Annotated in this window: 21 protein-coding genes and 1 pseudogene; 15 read left to right on the top strand and 7 right to left on the bottom strand. The window is 60.6% G+C overall.

Annotated elements, in window-relative coordinates; genetic code table 11:
• The first annotated feature begins 241 nt into the window (after positions 1 to 241).
• Entirely contained in the window at positions 242 to 2026 is a 1785-nt protein-coding gene (locus FFM53_RS30530) for a trimethylamine N-oxide permease (RefSeq protein ID WP_138389593.1), read from the top strand.
• A gap of 109 nt (positions 2027 to 2135) precedes the next feature.
• On the opposite strand, the gene FFM53_RS30525 is transcribed toward FFM53_RS30530, so the two are convergent.
• The 3 genes from FFM53_RS30525 to FFM53_RS30515 form a co-directional block, all read right to left on the bottom strand.
• Complete coding sequence (locus FFM53_RS30525; RefSeq protein ID WP_138389594.1) at positions 2136 to 3167, bottom strand: aldo/keto reductase; 1032 nt, start codon at positions 3165 to 3167, stop codon at positions 2136 to 2138.
• Positions 3168 to 3405: 238 nt separating this feature from the next.
• Positions 3406 to 4668: a flavin monoamine oxidase family protein gene (locus tag FFM53_RS30520; RefSeq protein ID WP_138389595.1), complete on the bottom strand. Its 1263-nt coding sequence runs from the start codon at positions 4666 to 4668 to the stop codon at positions 3406 to 3408.
• A gap of 63 nt (positions 4669 to 4731) precedes the next feature.
• Positions 4732 to 5154 (bottom strand): MarR family winged helix-turn-helix transcriptional regulator, encoded by a 423-nt coding sequence (locus FFM53_RS30515; RefSeq protein WP_138389596.1) that lies wholly within the window; start codon positions 5152 to 5154, stop codon positions 4732 to 4734.
• Positions 5155 to 5244: 90 nt separating this feature from the next.
• On the opposite strand from FFM53_RS30515, the gene FFM53_RS30510 reads away from it, so the two are divergent.
• From FFM53_RS30510 to FFM53_RS30485, 6 genes are all read left to right on the top strand, one after another.
• Positions 5245 to 6135, top strand: coding sequence for a haloalkane dehalogenase (locus tag FFM53_RS30510; RefSeq protein ID WP_138389597.1), 891 nt, complete (start codon positions 5245 to 5247; stop codon positions 6133 to 6135).
• An 86-nt stretch (positions 6136 to 6221) separates the two neighbouring features.
• Positions 6222 to 6821: a class I SAM-dependent methyltransferase gene (locus FFM53_RS30505; protein ID WP_138389598.1), complete on the top strand. Its 600-nt coding sequence runs from the start codon at positions 6222 to 6224 to the stop codon at positions 6819 to 6821.
• Between the two features lie 143 nt (positions 6822 to 6964).
• Positions 6965 to 7639: a response regulator transcription factor gene (locus FFM53_RS30500; RefSeq protein ID WP_138389599.1), complete on the top strand. Its 675-nt coding sequence runs from the start codon at positions 6965 to 6967 to the stop codon at positions 7637 to 7639.
• Positions 7636 to 9015 carry a sensor histidine kinase gene (locus FFM53_RS30495; RefSeq protein ID WP_138389600.1) on the top strand — a complete coding sequence of 460 codons (1380 nt, stop codon included), beginning with the start codon at positions 7636 to 7638 and terminating at the stop codon, positions 9013 to 9015. The genes FFM53_RS30500 and FFM53_RS30495 overlap by 4 nt, the downstream gene beginning before the upstream one ends.
• A gap of 92 nt (positions 9016 to 9107) precedes the next feature.
• Complete coding sequence (locus FFM53_RS30490) at positions 9108 to 10088, top strand: 3'-5' exonuclease (protein WP_138389601.1); 981 nt, start codon at positions 9108 to 9110, stop codon at positions 10086 to 10088.
• A gap of 183 nt (positions 10089 to 10271) precedes the next feature.
• A complete protein-coding gene (locus tag FFM53_RS30485; RefSeq protein WP_003548073.1) occupies positions 10272 to 10418 on the top strand; it encodes a DUF1127 domain-containing protein in 147 nt (48 codons plus the stop codon).
• Positions 10419 to 10569: 151 nt separating this feature from the next.
• Here the strand turns inward: FFM53_RS30485 and FFM53_RS30480 are convergent, their stop codons facing one another.
• Entirely contained in the window at positions 10570 to 10833 is a 264-nt protein-coding gene (locus tag FFM53_RS30480) for a hypothetical protein (protein WP_138389602.1), read from the bottom strand.
• 212 nt (positions 10834 to 11045) lie between these two features.
• Between FFM53_RS30480 and kduI the strand changes: the two genes are divergently transcribed.
• From kduI to FFM53_RS30465, 3 genes are all read left to right on the top strand, one after another.
• On the top strand, positions 11046 to 11882 hold the full coding sequence (kduI, locus tag FFM53_RS30475; RefSeq protein WP_138389603.1) for a 5-dehydro-4-deoxy-D-glucuronate isomerase: 837 nt from the start codon (positions 11046 to 11048) through the stop codon (positions 11880 to 11882).
• Positions 11879 to 12643, top strand: coding sequence for a 2-dehydro-3-deoxy-D-gluconate 5-dehydrogenase KduD (kduD, locus tag FFM53_RS30470; protein ID WP_017957689.1), 765 nt, complete (start codon positions 11879 to 11881; stop codon positions 12641 to 12643). Before kduI ends, kduD begins: the two co-directional genes overlap by 4 nt.
• A 219-nt stretch (positions 12644 to 12862) precedes the next feature.
• The gene (locus tag FFM53_RS30465) at positions 12863 to 13603 is read left to right on the top strand and encodes a FadR/GntR family transcriptional regulator (protein WP_138389604.1); all 741 of its coding nucleotides are present in this window, start codon (positions 12863 to 12865) and stop codon (positions 13601 to 13603) included.
• 27 nt (positions 13604 to 13630) lie between these two features.
• Here the strand turns inward: FFM53_RS30465 and FFM53_RS30460 are convergent, their stop codons facing one another.
• Positions 13631 to 16918: a GH36-type glycosyl hydrolase domain-containing protein gene (locus FFM53_RS30460; RefSeq protein ID WP_138389605.1), complete on the bottom strand. Its 3288-nt coding sequence runs from the start codon at positions 16916 to 16918 to the stop codon at positions 13631 to 13633.
• Positions 16919 to 17262: 344 nt separating this feature from the next.
• On the opposite strand from FFM53_RS30460, the gene FFM53_RS30455 reads away from it, so the two are divergent.
• The 5 genes and pseudogenes from FFM53_RS30455 to FFM53_RS30435 all read left to right on the top strand — a co-directional run bounded on the left by FFM53_RS30455 (position 17263) and on the right by FFM53_RS30435 (position 22010).
• The gene (locus FFM53_RS30455; protein ID WP_138389606.1) at positions 17263 to 17931 is read left to right on the top strand and encodes a hypothetical protein; all 669 of its coding nucleotides are present in this window, start codon (positions 17263 to 17265) and stop codon (positions 17929 to 17931) included.
• Positions 17932 to 18784: 853 nt separating this feature from the next.
• Complete coding sequence (locus FFM53_RS30450; protein ID WP_138389607.1) at positions 18785 to 19573, top strand: DNA polymerase III subunit epsilon; 789 nt, start codon at positions 18785 to 18787, stop codon at positions 19571 to 19573.
• A 47-nt stretch (positions 19574 to 19620) separates the two neighbouring features.
• Positions 19621 to 19881, top strand: coding sequence for a hypothetical protein (locus FFM53_RS30445; RefSeq protein WP_138389874.1), 261 nt, complete (start codon positions 19621 to 19623; stop codon positions 19879 to 19881).
• 223 nt (positions 19882 to 20104) lie between these two features.
• Positions 20105 to 20401: a PRC-barrel domain-containing protein gene (locus tag FFM53_RS30440; RefSeq protein WP_138331448.1), complete on the top strand. Its 297-nt coding sequence runs from the start codon at positions 20105 to 20107 to the stop codon at positions 20399 to 20401.
• A gap of 297 nt (positions 20402 to 20698) precedes the next feature.
• A pseudogene (locus FFM53_RS30435) lies at positions 20699 to 22010 on the top strand (MFS transporter).
• Between the two features lie 177 nt (positions 22011 to 22187).
• Here FFM53_RS30435 and FFM53_RS30430 read toward each other — a convergent pair.
• Complete coding sequence (locus tag FFM53_RS30430; RefSeq protein WP_138389609.1) at positions 22188 to 23729, bottom strand: DHA2 family efflux MFS transporter permease subunit; 1542 nt, start codon at positions 23727 to 23729, stop codon at positions 22188 to 22190.
• 237 nt (positions 23730 to 23966) lie between these two features.
• The gene (locus FFM53_RS30425) at positions 23967 to 24875 is read right to left on the bottom strand and encodes a flagellin N-terminal helical domain-containing protein (RefSeq protein WP_029874829.1); all 909 of its coding nucleotides are present in this window, start codon (positions 24873 to 24875) and stop codon (positions 23967 to 23969) included.
• Positions 24876 to 25171 lie beyond the last annotated feature (296 nt).

Raw genomic sequence — 25171 nt, 5'->3', positions numbered from 1 at the left:
ATGGGAGGATCGGGCGTCCTCGGACACCCACCCATGCAGGTTACAAAATGCCCGGGGAAAGTAAAGTGATGTTGACTAAAAAGAAAATATCTTCACTATGCATAAAGAGTTGAGACTCGGGGAATCCGTCGGGAACACGGATCGCCAAAATCATCCGGGCGGGCTTGAGACTGTCAGGGAGACACGTTCAGGGAGACGTACGAAGATACGTCCGGAACAAATAGAATGGGGAATTTCACCGATGACAGACGTTGTGGAGGCCGGGATTGCATCCGGCACCGAAGGTAAGCTTGTACGCGCGCTCGACTGGAAGGGCGCATTCTGGGTGGCTGCGGGCGTGCCGCCGCTCGTTCTTTTCTCCATTGGCGGCATCGCAGGCACGACGGGCAAGCTCGCCTTCGTCGTCTGGATCATCTCGATGGTGATGGGTTTCCTGCAATCCTTCACCTATGCCGAAATCGCCGGCATGTTCGCCAACAAATCCGGCGGCGCTTCAGTCTACGGCGCCACTGCCTGGCTGCGTTACTCGAAATTCATCGCGCCGCTGTCCGTCTGGTGCAACTGGTTTGCCTGGTCGCCGGTGCTGTCGCTCGGCTGCGCCATCGCCGCCGGTTATATCCTCAACGCTTTCTACCCAATTCCGGCGGCGGATTCGCAAATGGTCCTCGACTGGATCTCAGCGCATGCCGCTTCCGTCACGGCCGACAGCCCCCGCGTCGCCGAATATATCGCAGCCCATGCCGGCACCACGCCGGATGACGCCGTCAAGGCGTTGCTCGGCACCGACGGGATCGCCGCTCTGACGCCGGCGATCCGCAGCTGGTCGCTCTTGAGCTTCAACATTCCCTTCCTCGCCACCGCCAATATCAACGCCACCTTCTTCATCGGCGGCATGCTGATGCTGATCATCTTCGCGATCCAGCATCGCGGCATTTCGGAGACGGCAAGCGTGCAGAAATGGCTGGCCATCATCGTGCTGGTGCCGCTGCTCATCATCGGCCTTTACCCGATCGTCAGCGGCCAGATCCTTGCCACCAACGTCACCGGCCTCGTGCCGCCGACAGCCGCCTATGCCGCGGCCGACGGCACCTGGAGCAACGGCGGCTGGACGCTCTTCCTCGGCGGCCTCTATATCGCCGCCTGGTCGACCTACGGCTTCGAGACGGCGGTCTGCTACACCCGCGAACTCAAGAACCCGAAGACCGACACCTTCAAGGCGATCTTCTATTCAGGCCTTGCCTGCTGCCTGTTTTTCTTCCTCGTGCCCTTCGCCTTCCAGGGCGTTCTCGGCCATGCAGGCATGCTGGCCCCCGGCATCGTCGATGGCACCGGTGTTGCCGAAGCGCTCGGCGGCCTGATCGGCGCCGGCCGCGTCGTTACCCAGCTGCTCGTCGTGTTGATGATCATGGCGCTCTTCCTCGCCATCATGACGGCGATGGCCGGTTCCTCGCGCACGCTCTACCAGGGCTCGAAGGACGGCTGGCTGCCGAAATATCTCGACCACGTCAACGAACACGGCGCGCCGACCAGGGCGATGTGGACCGATTTTGCCTTCAATCTCTTCCTGCTGGCGATCGCCTCGGATGTCGGCGGCTACTTCTTCGTGCTCGCCGTCTCGAATGTCGGCTACATCATCTTCAACTTCCTGAACCTCAATTCCGGCTGGATCCACCGGATGGATTCCGGCCATATCGAACGCCCCTGGAAGGCGCCGACCTGGCTGATCGGCCTCAACACCGTGCTGGCCTTCGTCAACGCGCTGTTTCTCGGCGCCGGTGCCAAGGTCTGGGGTTATTCCAATGCGCTCTGGGTCGGCTTCATCTTCGCCGCCCTGATCCTGCCGGTCTTCGCCTATCGCCACTATGTGCGCGACGGCGGCAAATTCCCGGCCGGCGCGATGGAGGATCTTGGCCTCGTCGGCCAGGATCTGGGCGTCAAGAAAGCCGGCATCCTGCCCTATCTCGCACTCGCCGGCGGCCTGGCGATCGTCCTGATCGCCAACGTCATCTTCCAGCTTCCGGCCTAAAATCGCCTCCCAAGCAGAAAGGCCGAAAAGCCGCCATGGAAACATGGCGGCTTTTTCATTGGTGGTTGCAGACCGGGCGAGACGACTCAGCCGGTTGCAGACGGAGGGCTCAGCGGCCGCCCTCGATCTTGCGGTGGCGCTGGTTGATGCCGCCTTTGCCGTAGGGATAGTCGAAAGGCTGGGGCGCACTCACCTCGTTCAACCGCGCCATCTCGTCGTCGGAGAGTTTGAGCTTCATGGCACCGAGATTGTCGGCGAGCTGTTCCGGCGTGCGGGCGCCGAGGATCACGGACGTGATTGCCGGCTGCGCCGCCGTCCAGGCGAGCGCCACCTGCGCCATGCTGACGCCATGCGCCTTGGCGATCTCCTCGACGACAGCGATGATCGCCCAGGTTCTCTCCATCGCATTGCGCGGCGCATAGGACTCGCCGCCGCGATTGGGGTTTTCGCCGAGGCGGGTGGCGCCCGTCGGCATCTCGTCGCGCTTGTACTTGCCGGTCAGCCAGCCGCCGCCGAGCGGCGACCACGGCAACAGACCCATGCCGGCATCCTGACAGGCAGCGACGATCTCGAGCTCGATGTCGCGCACCAGCAGGTTATATTGCGGCTGCAGCGTCACAGGGCGGGTATAGCCGCGCGCCTTGGCGATCTCCGAGGCCTTGGCGATGTGCCAGCCGACATAATTGGAGAAGCCGTAATAGCCGATCTTGCCGGAGGTAACCGCATCGTCGAGGAAACGCAGCGTTTCCTCGATCGGCGTCAGCGCGTCCCAGGCATGCATCTGGTAGAGGTCGATCTGCTCGAGGCCGAGGCGGCGGAGCGAATCGTCGAGAGCCTGGCCAAGATGCCGGCGCGACAGGCCGATATCGTTGGGTCCGTTGCCCATCGGAAAGCGCCCCTTGGTGGCGACGATCGCCTGGCGGGCCTCGGTCGGGCGCGCCTTCAGCCAGCGTCCGATGATCTCTTCCGACTTGCCGGCGCTATAGACATCGGCGGTATCGATGAAATTGCCGCCCCAGGCGAAATAATCGTCGAGCAGCTTGTGCGAGGCGGCCTCATCGGCCTCCGCGCCGAAGGTCATGGTGCCGAGGCAATAGGCGGTGACGACGGTCCCGCTGGGACCGAGCTTGCGATAATCCATTTCTTCCTCCTCATGCGGATACCCGCAGCCGACGTGCAAACGTCGGGGTAGAAGCCGGGGCTCCTGCAATCAATGACAATGACAATATTGTGCTTGAGGCGGCCGCTTGCCGCCGGATGACGTATAGCGCCCTGAGCTGGGAGCACAGAGGCGAGGGCAGCATAACCAATCCCGCCCGCGCGACAAGTGAGAAAAAAATATTCCCGCCTGCCGCCGCAGCCGGCGACGATCACGGATTTTACGAAAACGAGCCGGCGATCAGATCGGCTGCGGCGACACCGGTCTCGTAGGCGCCGTGCGCCGTCGAATAACGCGACTTCGAACAGGCTTCGCCGGCAAAGAAGATCCGCTCGTCATGCGGCGCAGCGAGACGGCCGCGTTGATCGGAGGCGCCGGGTTCGGCGTAGGAATAGGAGCCGCCGATATGCGGCGCTGCTGCCCAAGCCGACATTGCGGCGACTGATAGCTCCTTGCGGATGTCCGCGCCAAAATGTGCCGCCAGTTCATCTCCAGCGAAGGAGAAGGCAGCCTCTCTGCCTTGCCCCTCCAGATCATGCGCAAGGTCGCCAGCGAAATAGGCCTCGACGACGGGAGCGCCAAACGGCCTGAGCTGATAGGTGCCGGTCGCGCCGCGACGGGTAGAGCCCAACATATGCGTATCCGCCGGCAGCGCCTCCTGATTTGCGAGCCTCAAGAACAGCTTGTCGGCGAGCCCTAGAGGTAAACGGGCTGCCGCCTCGATCTTGTCGGGCAAAGGCGGGTCGAAGGCGATCTTGCCGGCGGCAAGCACATTCGTGGAAACGGTCACCAGCACCGCGCGGGCACTGAGCACACCCTGGTTCGTCTCGACGCCGACGTGGCCGGCATGACGATGGTCGATGCGCGTGACCTCGGTGCCGAGCCTTGCCCGAACCGGCTTGCCGTAAAGCGAGACCAGCGTTCCATAACCCTCGCGCACCCGCCAGTCAGGGCCAGGGCCGGGATCGTATCTGTTGTAGTCGACGACCGACGACCGCTCCAGTTCGGCGCCGGTGATATAGGTGCCGACCGCCCGGATCTGGCCGTTCCAGGGATTTCTGGGCTCGAGCATATCGGCCATGGCTGCATCATTCCCCTCGTGGCTCTCGAGGCGCTCGAAGTAGGCGCCGATCGCCTGCCTTGCCGCACGCGCCTCCGCGTCATCCCGCTGAAGCCGCCGTCCGCCATCGTTCCAGGGCGCAGGCGTGTGGTCGACCGTCAGTCCGACCTCGCCGGCGATCGCAGTCCAGGCATTGGTCCGCGCGCCATGCAGCCAGCCGCAGCCGAGATCGAGCCCGATATCGGCAGCTTCAGGCAAGCCGGCCGTCCAAGCGCGACCGCCGAGACGATCGCCGGCTTCAAGCAGGAGGATGGAAAGATCCGGGCGGATTGCCTGCAGGTGACGGGCGGCGGCAATGCCGGCGGCGCCGGCGCCGATGATAACGACATCCTCGTCGGCACCTTTGCTGTTGTCACCAGGCATGCATTCTCCTTTGGTCGCGCGACGGTTAAGTGGAAAGGGTCGCTCTCATGCCAACCCGCCTTGCTATTGCAGCTGCTCCAGCAGCCGCCGGAGTGCGGTGCGCAAATCATCCATCTGCTGCTGGCTGGTCAAGGCCGCCCAGCTTTCATCGACGCGCCGGCCTGCCGCCATCGCTATCGGCCTGACCCCTTGGCCTTTTTCCGTCAGAAACACCAGCCGGCCGCGCCGGTCATTCGGATCGGGCCGGCGCTCGACATAACCCAAGCGCTCGAGTTCTTCCACGGCCTGCGTCATCGTCTGCTTGCGAACACGGGCGAGCTTGGTCAGCTCACTGACCTGGATGCCCTGCGGCCGCGCGAAAGTGAAGACATTGGCATGCGGCGGGCGGATATCGCCATAGCCGGCCTCATCGAGTGCCGCTTCGACGGCCTGTGTCCAATGCTGATGGACCAGACGCAACAACAGGCCAAGGGAAGACGACGACATGAAACCTCACGCAGTAACATAGACAGTTACCTGTCTATGTGATAAATGGACAGTCGCCTGCCTATATAGCACGAAAGCGTGGAGCTCCATATGCCGACCATCGATATCCTCACCTCGTTCATCTCCTACGAGGAGCTGGGGGAGGGCGACCCGATCGTCTTCCTTCACGGCAATCCCACCTCATCGCATCTCTGGCGGAACATCATGCCCGGCATCGGGCCCGGCCGCTGCCTGGCGCCCGATCTCATCGGCATGGGACGCTCCGGCAAACCCGATATCGGCTATCGCTATGGCGATCACATCGCCTATCTCGACGGCTGGTTCGATGCGCTTGACCTCGACGACGTCGTGCTCGTCGGCCACGACTGGGGCGGCGCGCTGGCATTCGACTGGGCCTCGCGCGACGCCGAGCGGGTGCGCGGGATCGTCTTCATGGAAACCATTCTGCGGCCGATGAGCTGGGAGGATCTGCCGGGCGGTGGAAAGGCGCGTTATGAACTGTTGCGGGGTGCCGGAACCGGCGAGGCCAAGGTCCTCGACGAAAATTTCTTCATCGAACAGGCCTTGCGCGCGACCACGCTGAAAGGGCTCAGCGATTTCGACTGGGATGTCTACCGCGCACCCTATCCGGACCGTAACAGCCGGCGCCCGCTGCTGGAATGGCCGCGCGCCATGCCGATCAATGGCGAGCCGGCCGATGTGGTTGCCAGGATCGAGGCCTATGACCGCTGGCTTTCCGCCAGTCCTGAGACTCCCAAGCTGCTGCTGACCTTCGACGGGCCTTCCGAAACGCTGTTGATCGGCAGCGAGATGATTTCGTGGTGTCGCGACAGCATCGCAGGCCTGGAGATAAAAGCTTGCGGGCCGGCGCGCCACATTGCCCCCGAGGACCAGCCCGAGGCGATTGCCGCCGAAATCAAAAGCTGGATCGACCGAAAGGGGCTCAGAACAGCGCACCGGAAGGTCTCGTTCCCGGCATGAAGAACTGCCTCGGGCGGCGATTTGACAGACTGTTGCAATGTTGGGCGGGTTCATAGCTGGGATCAATCTGCCAATGTGAAGGTCCCATGCCACGTTTCGATCGACGACGCTTTCTTCTCGCCTGGCTTCGCGCGCCGCTGCGCATCGCCTCGATCACGCCGTCAGGTCCCCGCCTTGCGCGCCTGATGACCAAGGAAATTTCTGCGCTGACCGGGCCGGTCCTCGAGCTCGGCCCGGGCACCGGTGTTTTCACCGCAGCCCTTTTGGAACGCGGCATTGCAGAGCGCGATCTGACGCTGGTCGAATACGAGCGGGATTTCGCCACGCTGCTTCAAGGCCGCTTTCCCGATGCCAGGGTGCTGCGGCTGGACGTCCGGCAGATATGGAAGACGGCGCTTTCCGGAAGCTTCTTCGGCGGCGTCGTCAGCGGGCTTCCGCTTCTTGCCATGCGGCCCGACGATGTGCGGGCGCTCCTCGAGGGCTGCTTTTCCAATCTCAGGCCATACGGTGCCTTCTATCAGTTCACCTACGGGCCGAAATGCCCGGTGCCCGTCGAAATCCTCGACTCCCTCGGCCTTGTCGCCACGAGGATCGGCTGGACGTTGCGCAATCTCCCGCCGGCCGCCGTCTACCGGATCAGCCGCAGGTACCAGCCAATGATATTGATCGAGCAACGCCGCGCATGATGGCGGATATAATCCTTCGCTACGAGGCGGCAATCCGGCGTTCGATGCGCAACAGGCATCGCAGACTTGCTCGAGGGTGATATGGTTTCCACCTATGGACCCCCGATAGTGGCCTCCGATAGGCCCCACGACAGGAATGTGAGATGCGCATATTACTGATCGAGGATGAACCTCAAATGGCCGTGGCGCTCCGGGGGGCGCTCACCAGGCACGACATGGTGATGGACCACGTTTCGACCCTAGGCGACGCAGAGCTGGTGATCGGCGACGGCGCCTACGACGCCGTCCTTCTGGATCGGCAACTACCCGACGGCGATGGCCTCGAACTCATTCCGAAGATCCGCAAGAAGGGGCTGACGCTGCCGATCATCGTCATCACCGCCAAGGGAGAGGTTCCAGACAGGATCACCGGGCTTGAGACCGGCGCCGACGATTACCTCGCCAAGCCCTTCGTCTTCGACGAACTTCTGGCGCGGCTGCGCGCCGTGATGCGCCGCTCCGAAACCTTGCGCCCGGCGCTGATCTCGATCGGCCGTCTTTCGTTCGATCCGACCTATTGCGACATCATCGTCTCCGGCCTGCGTCTGGAAATGCCGCGCCGGGAGGCGCTGGTGCTCGAATGCCTCATGCGCCGTGCCGGTCGCATGGTGCCGAGACCGGCCTTGATGGAAGCGGTCTTCGGCTTCGACGACGAGATCCAGTCGAACGCGCTCGATTCCCACATATCGCGGTTGCGGCGCAAGCTGGCAGCATCGCAAGCAGGCGTGGTCATCAACGTAATCCGGGGCGTGGGTTATCTCCTGCGTGAAGCATCATGAGCAAACGATGCTCCTATTCGCTGCGCAAGCGCCTGTTCTGGCGGCTTCTTGCCGTGCAATCGGTCGTGCTCATCCTGGTGATGATCGTGCTGATTTCGGTTGGCAAGATATCCGAATTCAGGTCGACGGAGGGCACGATCGAGATCCTGCGCCAGGCTGTCTTCCGCCAGCCCACCGGAGAGTTGAGCCTGAGGGAGACCGAGGATTTACGACAGCTGCGCAAAGACGCGCCCGATCTCTGGTACACTATTCGCGACATGCAGGGACATGTTTTAACCGAGGGCCGGATTCCGGAAGAATATGCCGCAATCGGCAACACGCTCGATCATGTCGGCCAGGCCAAGTTCGGCTCGAATCTCGGCGACCACGACCGTCCGGCTGCCCGGATGAAGTGGATTGCGACGGATTGGGGACAGGTGCAGTTTCTGACGGGCACCGACGGCCCCAACTCCTCCACCTTCATCCTGCTCAAGCTTTCGCTGGTCCTTGCGAAAATTGTTATTCCTATCGTCGCAGTGATGGCGTTGGGTGCGTTGATCGCGACGCCGCTTGTCGTGCGAAGGTCGCTGGTCGGGATCGACCAGGCCGCGCTCCAGGCCGATACGATCGATATCGACCAGCGTGGCGGCCGGCTGTCGGAAAACGATATTCCCGAAGAGATCGCGCCGTTGGTGCATGCCGTCAACCGCGCGCTCGGCCGTCTCGACGAGGGTTATGAGAGGCAGGAACGGTTTCTGACCGATGCCGCCCATGAGCTGCGCACGCCGATCGCCATTCTGAATACCAGAATTGGATCGCTGCCGCACAGTTCGATCAAGACCGACCTCTTGGAAGATGCCGCCAGGCTCGCCGTTCTCACCGAGCAGATGCTCGATCTTCAGCGACTGAAACAGGGCAAGGTCCAGTTCTGCAAGGTCGATCTCGGCCAGCTGGCAAGGAAGGTCATCATCGAGATGGCGCCGCTGGCCTTTGCCGCCGGTTATACGGTGCAGTTCGATGTCGACGGCGCCGGCGAGATCGAGGGCGATCCTCTGGCGTTGCAGCGCGCCCTGATGAACATCCTGCAGAACGCGATCAACCACGGCGGCAGGAAAGGTACCATCTCGCTGACTTCAGGCTGCAACTGGATCGAAGTCAGGGACGAGGGACCGGGCATCCCCGTCGATATGCGGGATCGCATATTCGAACCATTCTTCAAGCGCCATCACGACGGACGCGGTGCCGGCCTCGGCCTCAATCTCGTTCGCGATATCCTGCGTTTGCACGGCGGCGAGGTGACGATCGACAACCGCAGCCCCGGGGCGATCTGCCGGCTGAGCTTCCCGCCGGACAAAACCGCAGACGCTGACACGCCGCCGCGCCTGGCTACTGCATAATTTAAGGTGCTACAGCGTCCTTGCGCCTTTCGAAAGGCGCGCGGTGCTGTCGTGCGATGGATTAAATCGCGTCTCCGTGACATATAGATTCGATGAGCGTGCACAGAGATTCGCAACTCGACATGTTTGCCAAGGCATCGCCCGCGATTGCCAAGGCACGCGGTCCATCGCACCGGCGGCCATCGCAGCCGGTCGTTCACTCCGATGAAGACATGGCGCGGGCGCTCGAAGAGAGCGGCAACTATCGCATCTTGAGAAAACTGGCCGCCCGGCCGATTGCGTCAGTCAGACAGCCGGGGTTTTCGCGGCTCGGCGTCATTCTCGATACCGAGACCACAGGTCTCAACCACCGCAGCGACGAGATCATCGAAATCGGCGCCGTCGCCTTTACCTTCGACGATGACGGCGCAATCGGCGATATCGTCGGCATTTACGGCGGCCTGCAACAGCCGTCCCGGCCGATCCCGCCGGACATCACCCGCCTGACTGGTATCACCGATGCGATGGTCGAAGGACAGCTCATCGATATCCAATCGCTGAGAACTCTGATCGAGCCGGCGGATCTGATCATTGCCCACAATGCCGGTTTCGACCGGCCGTTCTGCGAGGCCTTCTCGAAGATTTTCACCGGCAAAGCCTGGGCATGCTCCGTTTCGGAGATCGATTGGAGCGCCCGCGGCTTCGAGGGTACGAAGCTCGGTTATCTCGTCGGCCAGGCCGGATATTTCCACGAAGGCCATCGCGCCGTGGACGACTGCCACGCACTCCTGGAAATCCTCGATCGAGAGCAGCGCAACGGTGAAAGCCCGTTCACCGAGCTTTACCGCGCCAGCCAGCGCTCGCGCATCCGTATCTTTGCCGAACACAGCCCGTTCGAGATGAAGGATCATCTGAAGGCGAGGGGTTACCGCTGGTCGGACGGCAGCGACGGCCGCTTGAAGTCCTGGTGGATCGAAGTCGGCGAAGAGGATCTCGGCGACGAACTTTCCTATCTGCGCTCGGATATTTACCGCTGGGCCGAGGCGGAGCCGCCGATCGTGCGGCTGACGGCCTTCGATCGTTTCAAACTCTGATCGCGAAGCGGTTCGGATCCTGATCCGCTGCAAGATATGGCGACCCATGCAATCGCCGCATAGGTGCAGTGATGCATTGGCGCTGCAATAATCAGATGTCCCATACTATATACAGCTCATCGAAGCGAACGAAGCGCCAAGGACTGGCAGCTAAGCTTCGAAAGCCCACGAAAGGGGATCATCATGAACGTAGCACGCTCTTTCAATAACTGGCGCAAGTACCGTCAGACGGTCGCTGAACTGGGTCGTATGTCCGCACGCGAACTGGACGACCTCGGCATCGGCCGCAGCGAAATCCGCAACGTCGCCCGCGCAGCCATCGCCCGCTAACGGCAGCTTAGATCAAGCATCTTCAAAGACTATGCCAGCGCCTGCTTCCTCCCGAGCGGGCGCTTTGCTTTTGTGCTTCCGGCAGATGGACCACGTGATCGAGCCTCCCGCTTTTCGCATAACGCATAGCTGCCCTGCAAAGAAGTGCCTATCAACTGAGCAAAAAATAAGTATGATTATTTCTATCGAAGCGATGCACCTCCTCCCGCATCCCTTCGATGTACAGGCGCCCCATCCTCCTCCCAGGGTCGTCTGTGGAATGACAGCACTCCTCCTCCCAGCTGTCGTTCGGTTTTTTACGAAAGCCTGCCGCACCTCCTCCCGCGGCAGGCTTTTTCGTTTTGGCCGATAGCACCGCTGGATCGCGCCAAGAACAGCCGCTTGCGATCCATTGCTTGGATGATGGCGTCATCATTTCCAGAAATTCTCCTGTCTATTCCCAGATTTTCTTTCGTGCTCTTGCGGGCCTTGCGTCTGCTCAAGCAAGCACCGACAAACCTGTTGACACCAAACTTGTCGTACAACTATGTAACCGGATGGATACCGCCGCAGCGGAACACGCCGGACAAGATCGGCTTCCGCAACAGCGACGACCCGTAGCGACAATGAAGCGGAAGGAAAATTGACATGCAGATCGACGTGAGGCACGCCTCCCATCCCGAGGCCGTGCGTGATTTCGACACGGAGACGCTGCGGCGTCACTTTCTGGTGGAAACCGTCTTCGCGAGCGGAGAGATCCGGCTCACATATTCGCATTACGACCGGATGGTCATCGGCGGCGCGACGCCACTCGGCCCGGGGCTGACGCTGACGGCGCCGACGGCGATCGGACAGGAAACCTTCCTTGCCGAGCGTGAACTCGGCGCCCTGAACATCGGCGGTGCCGGCCGCATCATCGTCGACGGCACGAACTACGATCTTGCCAAATATGATTGCCTCTATGTCGGCAAGGGTGCCAAGGACATCAGGTTCGAGAGCGCGGATGCCGCCAATCCGGCAAAGTTCTATCTGGTCTCGACGCCAGCGCATCAAACGCACCCGACCGTATTGCTCACCCGCGAAAAGGCCCGTCACCTGACGCCGGGCGAAGCCGCGACGGCCAACAAGCGGTCGATCTACCAGTTCATCCATCCTGATGTCTGCCAGTCGTGCCAACTCACACTGGGCTTCACCATGATCGAGCCGGGCAGCGTCTGGAACACCATGCCTGCCCATACGCATGACCGCCGCATGGAAGCCTATCTCTATTTCGATCTGGAAGCGGAGCAGCGTGTCTTCCACTTCATGGGCGAGCCGCAGCAGACCCGGCATATGCTTGTCGCCAACGAACAGGCAGTCATCTCGCCGCCGTGGTCGATCCATTCGGGCGCCGGCACCAGGAACTACAGCTTCATCTGGGCGATGGCCGGCGACAATAAGAGCTTCACCGACATGGACCATATCGCCATTGCAGATCTGAGGTGAGCATCGTGGCAAATCCCTTCGACCTTTCCGGCCGGGTTGCCGTCGTCACCGGTGCCAATACAGGGCTCGGCCAGGCCATCGCGGCCGCGTTGGCGCAGGCCGGTGCGTCGATCGTCGCCGTCGGACGCTCCTCGATGGACGAAACCGAGGCACTGGTGAAGGAGGCGGGAAGCCGCTTCCATGTCGTCAAGGCCGATCTCGCCAGCATCGAACCGGTCAAGGGGATCGTCACTGAGACCATCCAGACCTTCGGCGGCCTCGACATCCTCGTCAACAATGCCGGCATCATCCGCCGCGCCGATGCGCTCGACTTCACCGAGGAAGACTGGGACGCGGTGATCGACGTCAATCTGAAGACCGCCTTCTTCCTGTCGCAGGCGGCCGGCCGCCACATGGTCGACAAGGGCAGGGGCAAGATTATCAACATCGCCTCGCTGCTCTCCTTCCAGGGCGGCATCCGCATCCCGTCTTATACCGCCTCAAAAAGTGGGCTTGCCGGACTGACCAAGCTGCTGGCCTGCGAATGGGCCGGCAAGGGCGTCAACGTCAACGCCATTGCGCCGGGTTACTTCGTGACCAACAACACCACGGCGCTGCGCGAGGATGCCGACCGCAATGCCGCCATCCTTGCCCGCATCCCGGCCGGGCGCTGGGGAACGCCGTCCGAACTCGGCGGTGCGGCCGTATTCCTGGCATCGTCGGCATCCGACTACGTGCATGGAACGGTGCTGCCCGTCGATGGCGGTTGGCTGGCGCGCTGATCGGTCTCACCAACCGATCAGGCCTGAAACATGTCGCGCAAAAGTGTGATGCGGTTTTGTGGTAACGACATGTGTAAAAACAAAGACCTAAAGCGGGGGAGCTAATCTGAAAGATCGCGACGCGCTTTAGCACCGCTGCCCACCGCATTGGTGTGGATGCGGAATGCGAACAGGAAACGGGTCGGCGCAGCCGTCTCGACACCGGGATTTCGAATCAGGATGGCAGATAAGGACAACGCGGTTTTTACCACCATTCAGCAGGCGCCCAACCTGCGCAGCAACCTTGCCGATATGTTGACGGCACAAATCGAGTCCGGCGACCTGAAGCCCGGCCAACGCCTGCCGACCGAACAGGCGATCATGACGGCAACCGGCGTCAGCCGGACGATCGTCCGCGAAGCGCTCGCCGCGCTGCGCGCGAAGGGGCTGATCACCACGCGGCAAGGCCTTGGGGCTTTCGTCTCGAACGATCCGACGCCCAGATCCTTCTCCATCATTCCCAACGACCTGCAGTCGATCGACGAGGTTTTGCGCGTGCTGGAGCTGCGCATGGGGGTCGAATACGAAGCCGCCGGTCTTGCCGCGATGCGGCGCACGCAGGAAGATATCGAGCGCATGCAGGATCGTCTCGACGCCCTCGACAAGGCGCTCGAGGAGGGTGGATACGGCGCGCAAGAGGATTATGCCTTCCACAGATCCATTCTGGTCGCGACGCAAAACTCCTATTACGGCCGCCTCTTCGACACGTTCGGCAACATCATGGTGCCGCGGCAATGGGCGCGCTTGGACAAGATGACATCCGCCGAGCGCAAGCGCCATGCGGCGCGTATGCGCAGGGAACACCATGCCATATTCGCGGCGATCCGCGACCGCGACGAATCCGCCGCCCGTCGCGCCATCCGAAGCCACCTGTCGAAAAGCGCCGCACGCTTCGAGGAGCTGCGCGACGCTACCGCATAATGCCGCAGTGCATGGCACCCGCCCACTTCACACCTCAGGCTTCGGCTTCATCAGCCGCCGCCAGGCGGCGTGATCCGTTTGCAGATCGGCTGAGGCGTGGATCGCGGGCAGAAGGGGTTTGCGTTTGCGCCGGCCGAAGCGCCGTTTGAAGCCGAGGATATTTTCGACGAAGCTCCTGGTGTAGAGCCCCGGGCCACTTGAATAGATCCGCCATCCGCCGTCGACGGCCATCTCTCCCGCCTTGACGCGCTCCCATTCCGCCGTTGCCTGATAACGATCGTGAAAAGCCGCATCGCTGCTGCTGAAATAGGTATTGCGCTGGCGCAGCGAAGCATGTGGCAGCGCCGTGGTGACAGAAATCGGATTGACGACGGCGATCGCCTTCCAGAGTTCGTCCACTTCTGCCTCCAGCGCCAACGTTTCGCAGTAGCGCAGATGCGCATGGACATACATGAGCCCGATCTCCCGGCCGAAGAAGGAGGAGGATTCGGCGCGGCGAAACAGCGTCTCAGGCCCGCCGGCATAGGTCGCCGGCTTTTCCATCAGCCGCACGCCGTCGGGAAAGAGCAGATGCTCCTCGATGAGCTTCATATGAACGCGCCTCTGAACCGGCGTGAAGAGGCCGCCGAGCATCGCCTGCGTCATCGAGATCAGCGAGAAATGCAGCCCGGTGCGCCGGTCGCTCGGATGCAGCAGCAATTCGACGCCGTCATGGCTGGGATCGAAGATACCGTAGCCGGCAACGACGCCATCGCGCACGAGATGGCGGTTGAAATCCCGGCGCATCGCCGTTGCGATCTTCCTCAAGCCCTTGGCCTTGCCGCCATGGCCGAGGCGGCGCAGGATCGCCGAATAACGGACGATCTGCTCATAGAGCAGGGCAACGGTCCAGCTGCTGACCATCCAGTCGCGCAGATGCGGATCGGCCGGTTGCAGGGAATCGTTCCAGTCTCCCTCGCCATAGCGGATCAGATGTGTTCCCGGGATGAAAGCTTCGCGAACGGTCTCGAGCAGCTTCTCGACATGGATCGCGATGGTGTCGAGCTCCGGCGCCCGGGCCATCGTCTTTTCGTCGCGCCAGGAGACTTTCTCGTGGAGGATGGCGAGATCGCCGGTCGCTTCGATGTAATCGCAGAGCGCCTTTAGCGGCCAGACGACGATGTCGCCGTGACTATCGCCCGCCCGGATGTTGGCATAGGGCTCCAGCATGAACCATTGCGGCCAGTCTCCCTTTTCCAGGTATTGTTCGCTGAAGACGGTTTTCAGCACTTCCTTGGCCTCCCGGTCATGCTCGTAGGCGAGCAGGAATTCGATCGGCCCCTGGCAGGCGTCGCGTGTGCCCCAGGCAGCACCGGTATATTGCTCGAGGCCGTGCGGTACGCTCAGATGCACGATCGCATCATGCGCAAGCCAGGGCAGCAGGGCCGTCTGCGCGGCAAGATCAGGCGACGTGCCGACGATCGTCACGCCGCGCACGGTGTTCCGCCAGAATGTTGATGCCGGTGCAAGCATGGCTTCATGGGTGATGCCGGCCTCGTAACGTTGCGCCAGGCGCTCGGCTTCCGCCGCATCGGTCATCGAGCCGACGACGGCGAAAGAGAGCGCCTGCGTCATCAGGGATCGGAGCGCCACGAAGGCGCCGTTGCGTGTTACCCCGTCGCTATAGAGCAGTTCGTCGCCACCGATCTCCTCGATCGCATCGGGCGTCGAGCTCACCAGCCAATAGCCGGCATCGGGATAACGCTCGCCCCAGAGCCAGGCCGGGTCCGGCCGGAAAAGGATGCGTTTGGCTGACGTATCGAATTCGATCTGCCCGCCCGCATCATATTCTCGCTCGCCAAGCACGACGTGGCCGAACACCAGGAAGCGGCACCGCTCGCCTTCGACGGAGACGGTCCACTGCATCGCTGCATCCTCGCCGGAGGCGACCGCCGATACGATGATCGTGCGTTCGGGGAGGCGATAGATCCAGCGACAATCGCTGAGCCCCATTTCGAAAGCCGACGGCACCGCCAGTAGCTGCCAGCCGGCGCCGACATCCGCCATGATGCGCAGCCCGCTGGCGCGGGTCAGATTGTAGGGGTCTCGGGAGACGGAAAAGAGCTTGTGGAAAGACGTATTGCCGATCGTCAACTGGGCGGCGAAAATGCCTTGCATCCAACAGGTCGCGGCAAGCGTCGCATCATCGAGCAGCATATTCTGGCCGCTGCGGACGATGGCACCGTGACGGCGCGCCACCATCAACTCCTTGTCGCGCAGGACCACATGACGGTTCAGAACGCCGTCCGGCACGAAAAACGAAAGAAGCTTTCCGTCGACGCGCTCTTCCAGGCTCCGCTCCGGATAGAGCTTGCCGATCGCCTTTTTATCCAGCGCCTCGGCCTTCAGCAGGGCCGCATCCTGCAGCAGGCTGCGGACCGGCGTGGCCTCCTCGATATCGGAGACCGCACTGTCTGTGGCCGCGAGCTCGTCAAGCCGTGAAAGGTCGGCATCGCTCGACGCCTCGGGATGATCAGCGGCGAACACGGCAAAGAAGGTCGCGGTCGCGCCGGTCGCCGGCACGGAGAGCGATTTCGACTGAATGGCGGGACATGCCGTCTCCTGCTGCCGCCGTTTGCTCGGCAGGTTGGTGCCGAAGGGGCCGACCAGCAGGTCGCCGAGACGGTCACTCGCCTGCACCAGCTGGATCGCATCGGTGGCATAGGCAGCCGCGCCATCGAGGCAGCCCTGCGCGAGCCAGGGGTTGCGGGCGCCCGACTGCTTGAGATTTTGCCGGTTCATCACGACAGGGCCGAATGTCTCGTGATCGGCGATATGATGATCGACATATTGCGATGCATAGGCTTCGCTGTTCATCAGGAAGCCGCGATCGCCGAGACCGACGTCCTGGATCAGCACCAGATCGACCGGCAGCGTCCCATCCTTCAGATGCCGGATGGAGGCACGCCAGAACCAGGCCGTTTCGGAGGGATGAAGCGCGAGGCGGACATTGTAGCCGATATTGCCTCTCTTGCCGCTCCAGGAGAGGCTCGTCGCATCGTGCCCGAAGCTGCCGTTAGCGCGAGGCCCGACAAGCTCCACCACCTCGGGCGCGGCCCCGCCGATGCGCAGATAAAGGCGACCGACGCCGCCGGCGAGCGGCGAGCCCTGGATCTGGTTGATCTGCACCGATCCCTTGTCGTCGGCGTATTCGATGGCAAACAGGGTGCCGTTCGGCAAGGCCGATATCGACAGGCCGGAACCGTTGCTAATCGTGAAGAGGCCAAGCTCGTCGCGTCGGGGCATTTGAAAACTGCGGTCAAGGTCCGTGGCCATTGAGATCTCGTCGATTGGCTTCAGAAGGGAACTGGAGGATGACGCAAAATGGTTGAGAGAAATCTTACCACTATCGCCGGTTCTCGATTAGGTCCTTGAAAGACAGGCCAGCCGATATCACTTGATGTTTCAATTCGAAAGTTGCACCGAGAGGTCATTGCCAAGGCGTCAAAGGAACTGAGGTCGCCGGAGACGATGATGCCGTCAGGTTGCTCAATGGCGCCATACGGCGGGAACGGAGTTCCCTATCAATTAAGTTCAAGGCAAACTGGGACGGAAAGCGCTGATTCCGTCTGTGCGTGCTTCTTGACGCAACTCGCAGCTCCCATTCAACGAGGTGACTATTGACGCAGTTCTTCGAAACCACTCAAGGGATCATGGCAATGGGAGCGTTCATCGGCGCTGGCGGTTTAGCCGCTGGCTCCTTGCTTCCCATCGTCATTCGACTTGCGAAGTCTAGGATCAACCGACGCCCGAAAGCCGAGGTTAGAAACCTAGCGATGCTGACGGTGCTGGCCCTAGACGATTTTGTCGGAGCCAGCTACGCGGCCGTTCACGACATGCCCGAGTTCAATCCTATGGATGAAGGCGAATTCGCGTTTCACGTTCGCGATCCAACCCTTGCACTTCCGCACGACGCGAACTGGGGACTTTTTAGTACCGAGCTTTCAGAAGAAATTTTGTGGTTGTCGAACCGAGTGAAGACCCTTTCTTATGCGTTGGATAGTCTCGACCTTTCCAAGCCCGGATACGATGGCTTCTTCGAGCGACGCCAAGAAGGTTATGCTGGTCTGGCGGCTGAAGCGATGGACATTATTGAGCGTATGCTCGAAGAGTTTGACCTCACCCTGCCTGCCAAGCCAGATTATTATCGCCAGCGGGAAGGTCTCGTTTCAGCTATCCAAAAGGCTGGAGAAAACAACTCGCGGCGCCCAAAGGCGCGCGCTCTCGCGCACCCGAGTGGGTCAAATGTGCTGCAACTGTTCCCAAAGGCGAACGACGACGCCGAGTAAAATCAAGCGAAATCGCCGAACCCGATCAAAGGCATCGCACGCATGGCCTCTTCATCATTGGATGGCTCGTTTCTCTGTGGCCTAGTCCGGCTCCGGATCGACGCCTTCTAAAGAGTTCAAGAGGTCGCGGTGAGAGCCTTCAAGATGCCATCCTCCACGGACCACTTCGGCTGGATGATCCGCTGTTGCATAGCTGCATTGCACAAAAAATGTTTTCCAACCGGTCAAAAAAGGAGCATGGTGATCACAGCTGATGCAACACGACGGCTTTCCTCCCAGTTCCGTCGTTTCAGCTGTTCCCCTCTGGAGGTTTATACCTTCACAATTAATGGGCCGCGGTTCTCCGTCGGCCCTCTTTTTTTGTCCGCGAAAATCACGCGTTGCCGCCGGGTTTGATTGACGGGCATCCAAGTCCCAGGCGCTGGCCTCGGTTCTAAACCGCAATTCAGTCATTGATAGAGTTTGTGTGAGACCCGGGCGATATGCGAGCTGTCGAGACACGATTGCAATGGAGGAAAGTTATAGGGCGCTCAACCCGTTTCCGGGGAGCGCCCTTTTTGTTGCTCAAAGCGCGAAAACCAACAAGTCGGCAGGCGATTTGAAGTGGTGCTGCAATACAGGCGAGACGCCGTCGCGTAAAGTCCGATCTCCTGGGCCTGGTAAGTGGCCCCGGTTATTTTACGGAACATTGGGAAAATTCTCCAAAATGATCGGTGCTAGTGGCGGAGCAGGCCTCTTTTAGCCATGTCGCTCAGGTTAAGCACGTCGACCATGTCGACAATCGTTAGCAGCCTGTCGCATCATGTCCGAGTGATATCTGGACTTTTACGGCATCGGGTCGAAATAACTAAATATGTTGATTGAGAGCAGTGGGATCCTATCAAAACCTGTAGATCATGCATCTCGCATCCGGGTCGTTGACCTCGAAACAGCCGGGAATGGCCCGAATGATGTTTGCGAGATCGGCTGGCAGGACGTCGTGCTTGGCCATGACGGGAGATGGCGGGTTGACGATGAGCGCGGATCATTGCTTATAAATCCAGGGCGACCGATCTCTCCTGAGACGATGGCAATACATCACATCGTGGACGCAGAGGTCGCGACGGCACCTTTTTGGAAAGAAATTGCCGCAAGCGTCTTACGGCCGGAAGGTGGAGTGATCGCACTGGCTGCACATCGGGCAAGTTTCGAGCAGCGCTACTGCACCCCCAGATTTTCCAGGGGAGCGGCCTGGATATGTACGTGGAAATGCGCGCTTCGCCTGTGGCCTGAACTGCCGAGGTTCTCCAACCAGATGCTCCGGTATCTGCGTATGCCCGAGGGACTGGTGCACGCGATCGGTCTTCCCGCCCACCGCGCAATGCCCGATGCGTACGTAACCGGACATCATTTGCGGGACATGTTGAATGAATCCACCTTCGAGCAACTGGTGAAATGGAGCAGCGAGCCGGGCCTTTTGCCACGAGTACCTACAGGCCCCGAGCGTGGAAAAAGCTGGGATCGGGTGGATATTGCGGTATTGCAGGCGTTCGCTCGCGATCGGGATACCGACGTCCGCTTCAGCGCGGAGACGGAACTTCGCCGCCGTGGTGACGCGGACGTAAAAGTGGCTGACGAAGCCGAGCAGGGAACACTGCTTTAGGAGTTCTTCGGCTGCTGCAGGGGAAGGGACACAGCGGTGAGGGTTTGATGACAGAACGAATGTCTGAACGCGCCAAGGGTGACATCGACGCCATTTTGGAACGGCTCTATCGGGTTTCCCCGGAGCTGGATAGAATTGCCGCCGATTGCGAGAGAGCTTTGCGGCTCAATGCTGAAGCAAGAGGCGATTACATTTCGCCACGAACCATGCAGGCGTTTGCCGAAATGCGCGATGCCGTAAGCGCGCTGTACGGATCGGCGCAGAATGCGATGAAGGAAGCCGATAGGTTCTTTAAGCCGAAATCGTAGGTTAGATTTCGCTACGAATGCGCGATAGGGCCATGGGGCTCGGCACGGCCGACGATTTCAAGCCATTCGCCAAGTTAACCGTTCATCTACAGGAGCTTAAACAACGAGGAGCAACAACGGTCCCCAAAGGCCGATAGCTCTTTGAGCGTCAACCATTAGCCTCACACAGGAACAAACAGCACCCCCGGCGGCTTTCACATGGGCTCGAACGGAGGAGTTTGAAATGGACCACAGCAAGCACGTAAGACTGGGCACCGACGAACTAACGGCCGCAGTCCTTGAAGGCGCTACTGTCTACGGCGCAGATGACGACAAGGTTGGAAGCGTGGACCACGTGCACGGTTCAGGCACCAGCGCAAATGTCGTCATCGACGTCGGTGGGGTTCTCGGCATTGGCGCGAAACCTGTTTCCGTGCCGATCAGCGATCTGGACTTCATGCGAGATGAAGATGGCGACGTTCACGCAGTTACGTCCTGGACAAAAGATCAGCTGAAAGAAATGCCTGAGCATCGAGACTAATTCACGGCGAGGAAGTTAAAAGCCCGATCTCAACATCGGGCTTTTCAGGATCGCGGTTGGGACAGACCGAGGCCAATGCCGTCGGATAGGAGGGTGGTGCCACTAGTGGTCAAGTGGGCGGTTTACCGTCCGACGTGAACCTCGCGGAAAACCTTTGGCCATTAGACATCGTGCCATCACAGGAGACGGTCGATTCGCCTTTATATCGCGGCGACGACCTCCATCGCGGCTTGCGGCTGTGACCTTTTGGGCTGAATGCGCTATGAGCGGACCACGGCAGCCGGGTATGGAAAACAAATGACCACAATCACAATCGACGATGCACTCAACCACGCGGGGGCAGGACGATATCAGGGACGGCTGATGGCCATCTTCGGGTTGGTCTGGGCACTGACGCCATGCAGGTCATCGCAGTGGGCTTCACAGCCGCTTCGATCGCCACGAGCTTCGAACTAACGGTGCCGCAGGCGCTTCAACGGGCACGGTGTTTTTCCTTGGCATGTTTCTGGGCGCAATGGGGTTTGGTAGGCTTGCCGATAGGATCGGCCGTCGCGGCGTTTTGATCGCGACTGTCTCCTGTGATGCCGTCTTTGGCACGCTGTCAATTTTCGCGCCAGACTTCACGTTCCTCCTGTTCATGCGCTTCCTGACCGGTGCAGCAGTCGGCGGGACGTTGCCGGTGGACTATGCGATGATGGCCGAATTCCTACCGGCGAAGAACCGAGGCAGGTGGCTGGTGCTGCTGGAGGGTTTCTGGGCCGTCGGAACTCTGGTTGTCGCACTTGCAGCCTGGCTGCTCAGTCTCTGGAACGTGGCCGAAGCCTGGCGATTGATCTTTGCCGTAACAGCGGTCCCGGCGATTATCGGTTTCGGTCTGCGGTTTTTCGTGCCGGAATCGCCGCTCTATCTTCTGCGCAAGGGAAGGGGTGGAGAAGCAAAGGCGATCATCGACCGGATGGCCCTGGTGAATGGCCGCAGTGCTCTGGGACAAGAGGTTGACATCGCGCCTGCGACAACGACGCGTAGTATCGGAATATTCTCCCACGCTCTGCGGCGTCGAACCCTTTTGATCCTCGCGGTTTGGTTTCTGGTGTCCATTTCTTACTATGGCGTCTTCACCTGGATACCTCCGAAACTTGCCGGGGACGGCTTTGGCTTCGTTCGAGGCTACGGTTTTCTTGTGCTGATCGCGCTTGCCCAGCTTCCTGGGTATGCGCTCGCTGCCTACGGCGTCGAAAAATGGGGGCGGCGTCCAACGCTTGTGGCATTTTGCATCCTTTCTGCGATGGGATCCATTTTGTTCGTCGTCGGCTCATCCGCACTCTTGGTAGCGTCGTCACTGCTAATCATGAGTTTCGCGCTACTTGGTACGTGGGGTGCACTCTACGCCTATACGCCAGAGCTTTATCCCACTGCATCTAGGGCAACCGGAATGGGTGCCGCCGGTGCTATGGCTCGGCTTGGAGGGCTACTTGCGCCATCGTTGATCGGTCTTTTTGTGACTAAAGATTTCGGCCTGGTCATCGGGATTTTCGCTGCTTTGCTGCTGTTGGCAGGTGCTGCAGCCTATTTCATCGATGCAGAGACACGCAGTGCTACGCTAGCCTAGAAGCCGCTTGACCGATGCGTTGGCCTCCATCTCGGGATGGCGGAGGGTAGGTTCGACCTTGTCGCAGAATAAATTTTTGCGGCGAGACTGACAGCTGGTGGCACCATTGCAGTCTCGGCTCCAGGTTTTTCAACAACTTAGTTGATTCTCTTAGAGCGGTTTCGTCAACCCTGGTTTTCACGTTGACGTTGGCCGCCTGGCAAAGGGCACTGAGAGCAGGGCGCAGCCGGTCAGGACGGCAATTACCATCCAGGCCTCGTTGATTGCCTGGACGCTTGCCGCGGTCTGGACCAGCGGATCGAGCAGCGCCGTGGTATCCGCGTCGAAGCTGCCGCTATGCCCGGATATGGTCTGGAGAGGTGCGCCGACGAATGTCGCGGCCTCGACGTCGCCGGCTTGAAGGCGGGTCCAGAGGCCCTGTCCCAGCGGCTCCGAGCGCGTGTAGATGATGGTGTCGATCAGCGCGATGCCGATGGCCCCGCCGAGGTTGCGCATCAGGTTGAAAAGTCCGCTCGCGTCGGGAATGCGGTCTGGCGGCAGAGTGCCGAGCGCCAGTCGCGTCGGTGGCAGCAGGCAGAACATGATGGCGACGCCGCGCACGACCTGCGGCCAGAACATCGCGTCATAATCCGAACGAGGGTCCTGAAAAGCGCTCATCCCGACACCGATCGCAAAGAGCGCGAAACCGGCGGCCGACAGCACGCGCGCGTCCATCCGCTTCTCCAGCGCGACCGCGATCGGCGCCGTGATCAATTGCGCGACGCCGGTGACCAGCATCGTCATGCCGATTTGAAGGGCGTCGTGTCCTCTGATGAAAGCGAGAAAGACCGGCATGAGATAGACCGAGCCGAAGAGGCCGATGCCGAGCACGAAGCTCAGAACCGAACCGACGAGAAAGTTTCGATCGCCGAAATTTCCGAGATCGACGATCGGCCGGTCTCTGCGCAGCGTTCGCCAGATGAAGACACCTCCCGACGCAAGGCAGACCGCCAGCAGACTTAGGACATAGGCCGAGATCCAGCCGCTCGTCGGCGCCTCTTTCAGGCTGAGTTCCAGGCTCGTCAGCGAGGTTGCCATCAGCAGAAGCGACAGGCCGTCGAGATGCCTGAGTTCGGACGGATCGGTCGCCTGCCTCGGCAGGGACCGTGCCGCCAGGATTGCCGAGGCAATGCCTGGAAGGATGTTGATCAGGAACAGCCAGTGCCAGGAATAGGTCTCAGTCAGCCATCCGCCGACGATCGGTCCGACGGTCGGGGCCAAAACCGCGAGAACGCCGGCGATCGTCGTCGCAAGCGCCTGGCGCTCGTTCCGAAAGAGAATGAACACAGCCGAAAACACCGAGGGGATCAGGGTTCCGCCGGAAAAACCCTGAAGCACCCGCCAGGCGACCAGCTCACCGAAGCTGCCGCTCATTGCACAGCCGGCGGAGGCTGCGACGAACAGGCAGATGGCGGTAACGAACAGCCATCGCATCGTCAGAAGCCGCGTCAAGAAGCCGGTGAGCGGGATCGCCACCACTTCGGCAATGAGATAGGCCGTCTGTATCCAGCTCATCTGATCCGGATCGATATCCAGCGCCGACTGGATGGTCGGCAGCGATGTCGCCACCACCTGGACGTCGAGGATCGCCATGAACATGCCGACGCACATCGCCATGAAGCCGAGCCAGACGATGGCGGGTGTTTCATCAGGGCGGGCAGATTCAAGTCGTTCCGACATGCGATGATCCCCCGCGCTGCATTCTCCGCCCAGGGTGCGAAGACTACTGCAGAATTCCTTAAATCGGAATCGATCGAGAGTAAAATATGCAGCAATTCAAAGTGATGCAGCGCGGCGTCTGAAAGACAGCGGCGCTGTAGGCATTTCCATCCCCAATTGCGATCGAGCCTGACCGGGTAGGTCAGGCTCGATCCTCCGTTCAACGGATTTGGTCCGAGCGTCCTATTTGTCCGGGGCTTAGCTGCGGAAGAGCGACAGGATATTCTGCGACGACGAATTCGCGATCGATAGCGACTGGATCGCCAGCTGCTGTTGTGTCTGCAAGGCAGACAGCCTGCTCGACTCCTCCTCCATGTCGGCGTCGACCAGCCGTCCCACGCCCGACTCGATGGAATCCGACAGCGCACCGACAAAGTCTTCCTGCAGTTCGATGCGCGTCGAGATCGAACCCAGCTGCGCACCGGCAGAGGTCATTGCCGACAGCGCGGATTCGATAGTCGACAGCGCCGACTGGATCTGACCGGTGGTGAAGTCGGTAATGTCGAGCGAATAGACGGAATCGCCATTTGCGTCCACCGTTCCGAGGATGCCGGACGCGGTATCGATCGTCCCGCTGCTCATGCCGAACAACACGTTGCCCGTGGAGCTGGTATCCAGGGCATAATCCGTCACTTTAACGGAAACGGCGCCGGAGCCATCGCGAACAAAGGACGACACGACGCTTTTCGTGCCGCTTTCGCCCGCGACCCAGTTCTCACCAGAGAACGACGCTGACTGGGCGATGCTCAGCAGCTGATTCTGAAGCTGCGTGATTTCTTCCTGGACCTTTGATTTGTCGACACCGTCTTCAGTCGCTGCCACAAGCTTGGATTTGATCTCGTCGACGACGTCGATCGCATTTTCCATTGCCGTATAGGCAGTATCGACCTTTGCTGCGCCGAGGCCAAGGGCGTCGGACACGGCGGAGAGCGCCTTGTTGTCGGACCGCATCGTGGTTGCGATCGACCAATAGGCGGCGTTGTCGGATGCGGTGTCGACCCGGTAGCCGGTAGAGACACTGTTCTGCGTCGTCTCGAGATTGGAATTGATGCTGCGCAGCGTCTGAAGGGCAGCCATCGCTGAATTGTTCGTATTGATGCTCGTCATTGGAAATTCGACCCGTTCATGAAGTTGGATGTGTTGCATCCCGGGTGAATCCGGGCCGTGGCGAGCAGCCTCATGCTTATCGACCCGTGTTCGGGAAGGTCAATTCGCCATCGTTGGGTCAATTATGGTACTTAAAAGTACCTTAATCGTTAACGCCAAGGGGCGCGGCGATATCTTTTTGCAGAAATGTGATGCGATGGCTCGGCTGCTCGGTTGGGCGGCCATCTTTTGGGTGAAGGTCATGCCCAGTTAATGTCTGCGGAGAGCCGATCCGGCGGCGCTGCAGAAATTTCCAA

The organism is Rhizobium indicum (genome assembly GCF_005862305.2).
GTDB lineage: Bacteria > Pseudomonadota > Alphaproteobacteria > Rhizobiales > Rhizobiaceae > Rhizobium > Rhizobium indicum.
This window is presented reverse-complemented; position numbering and strand designations above follow the sequence as displayed.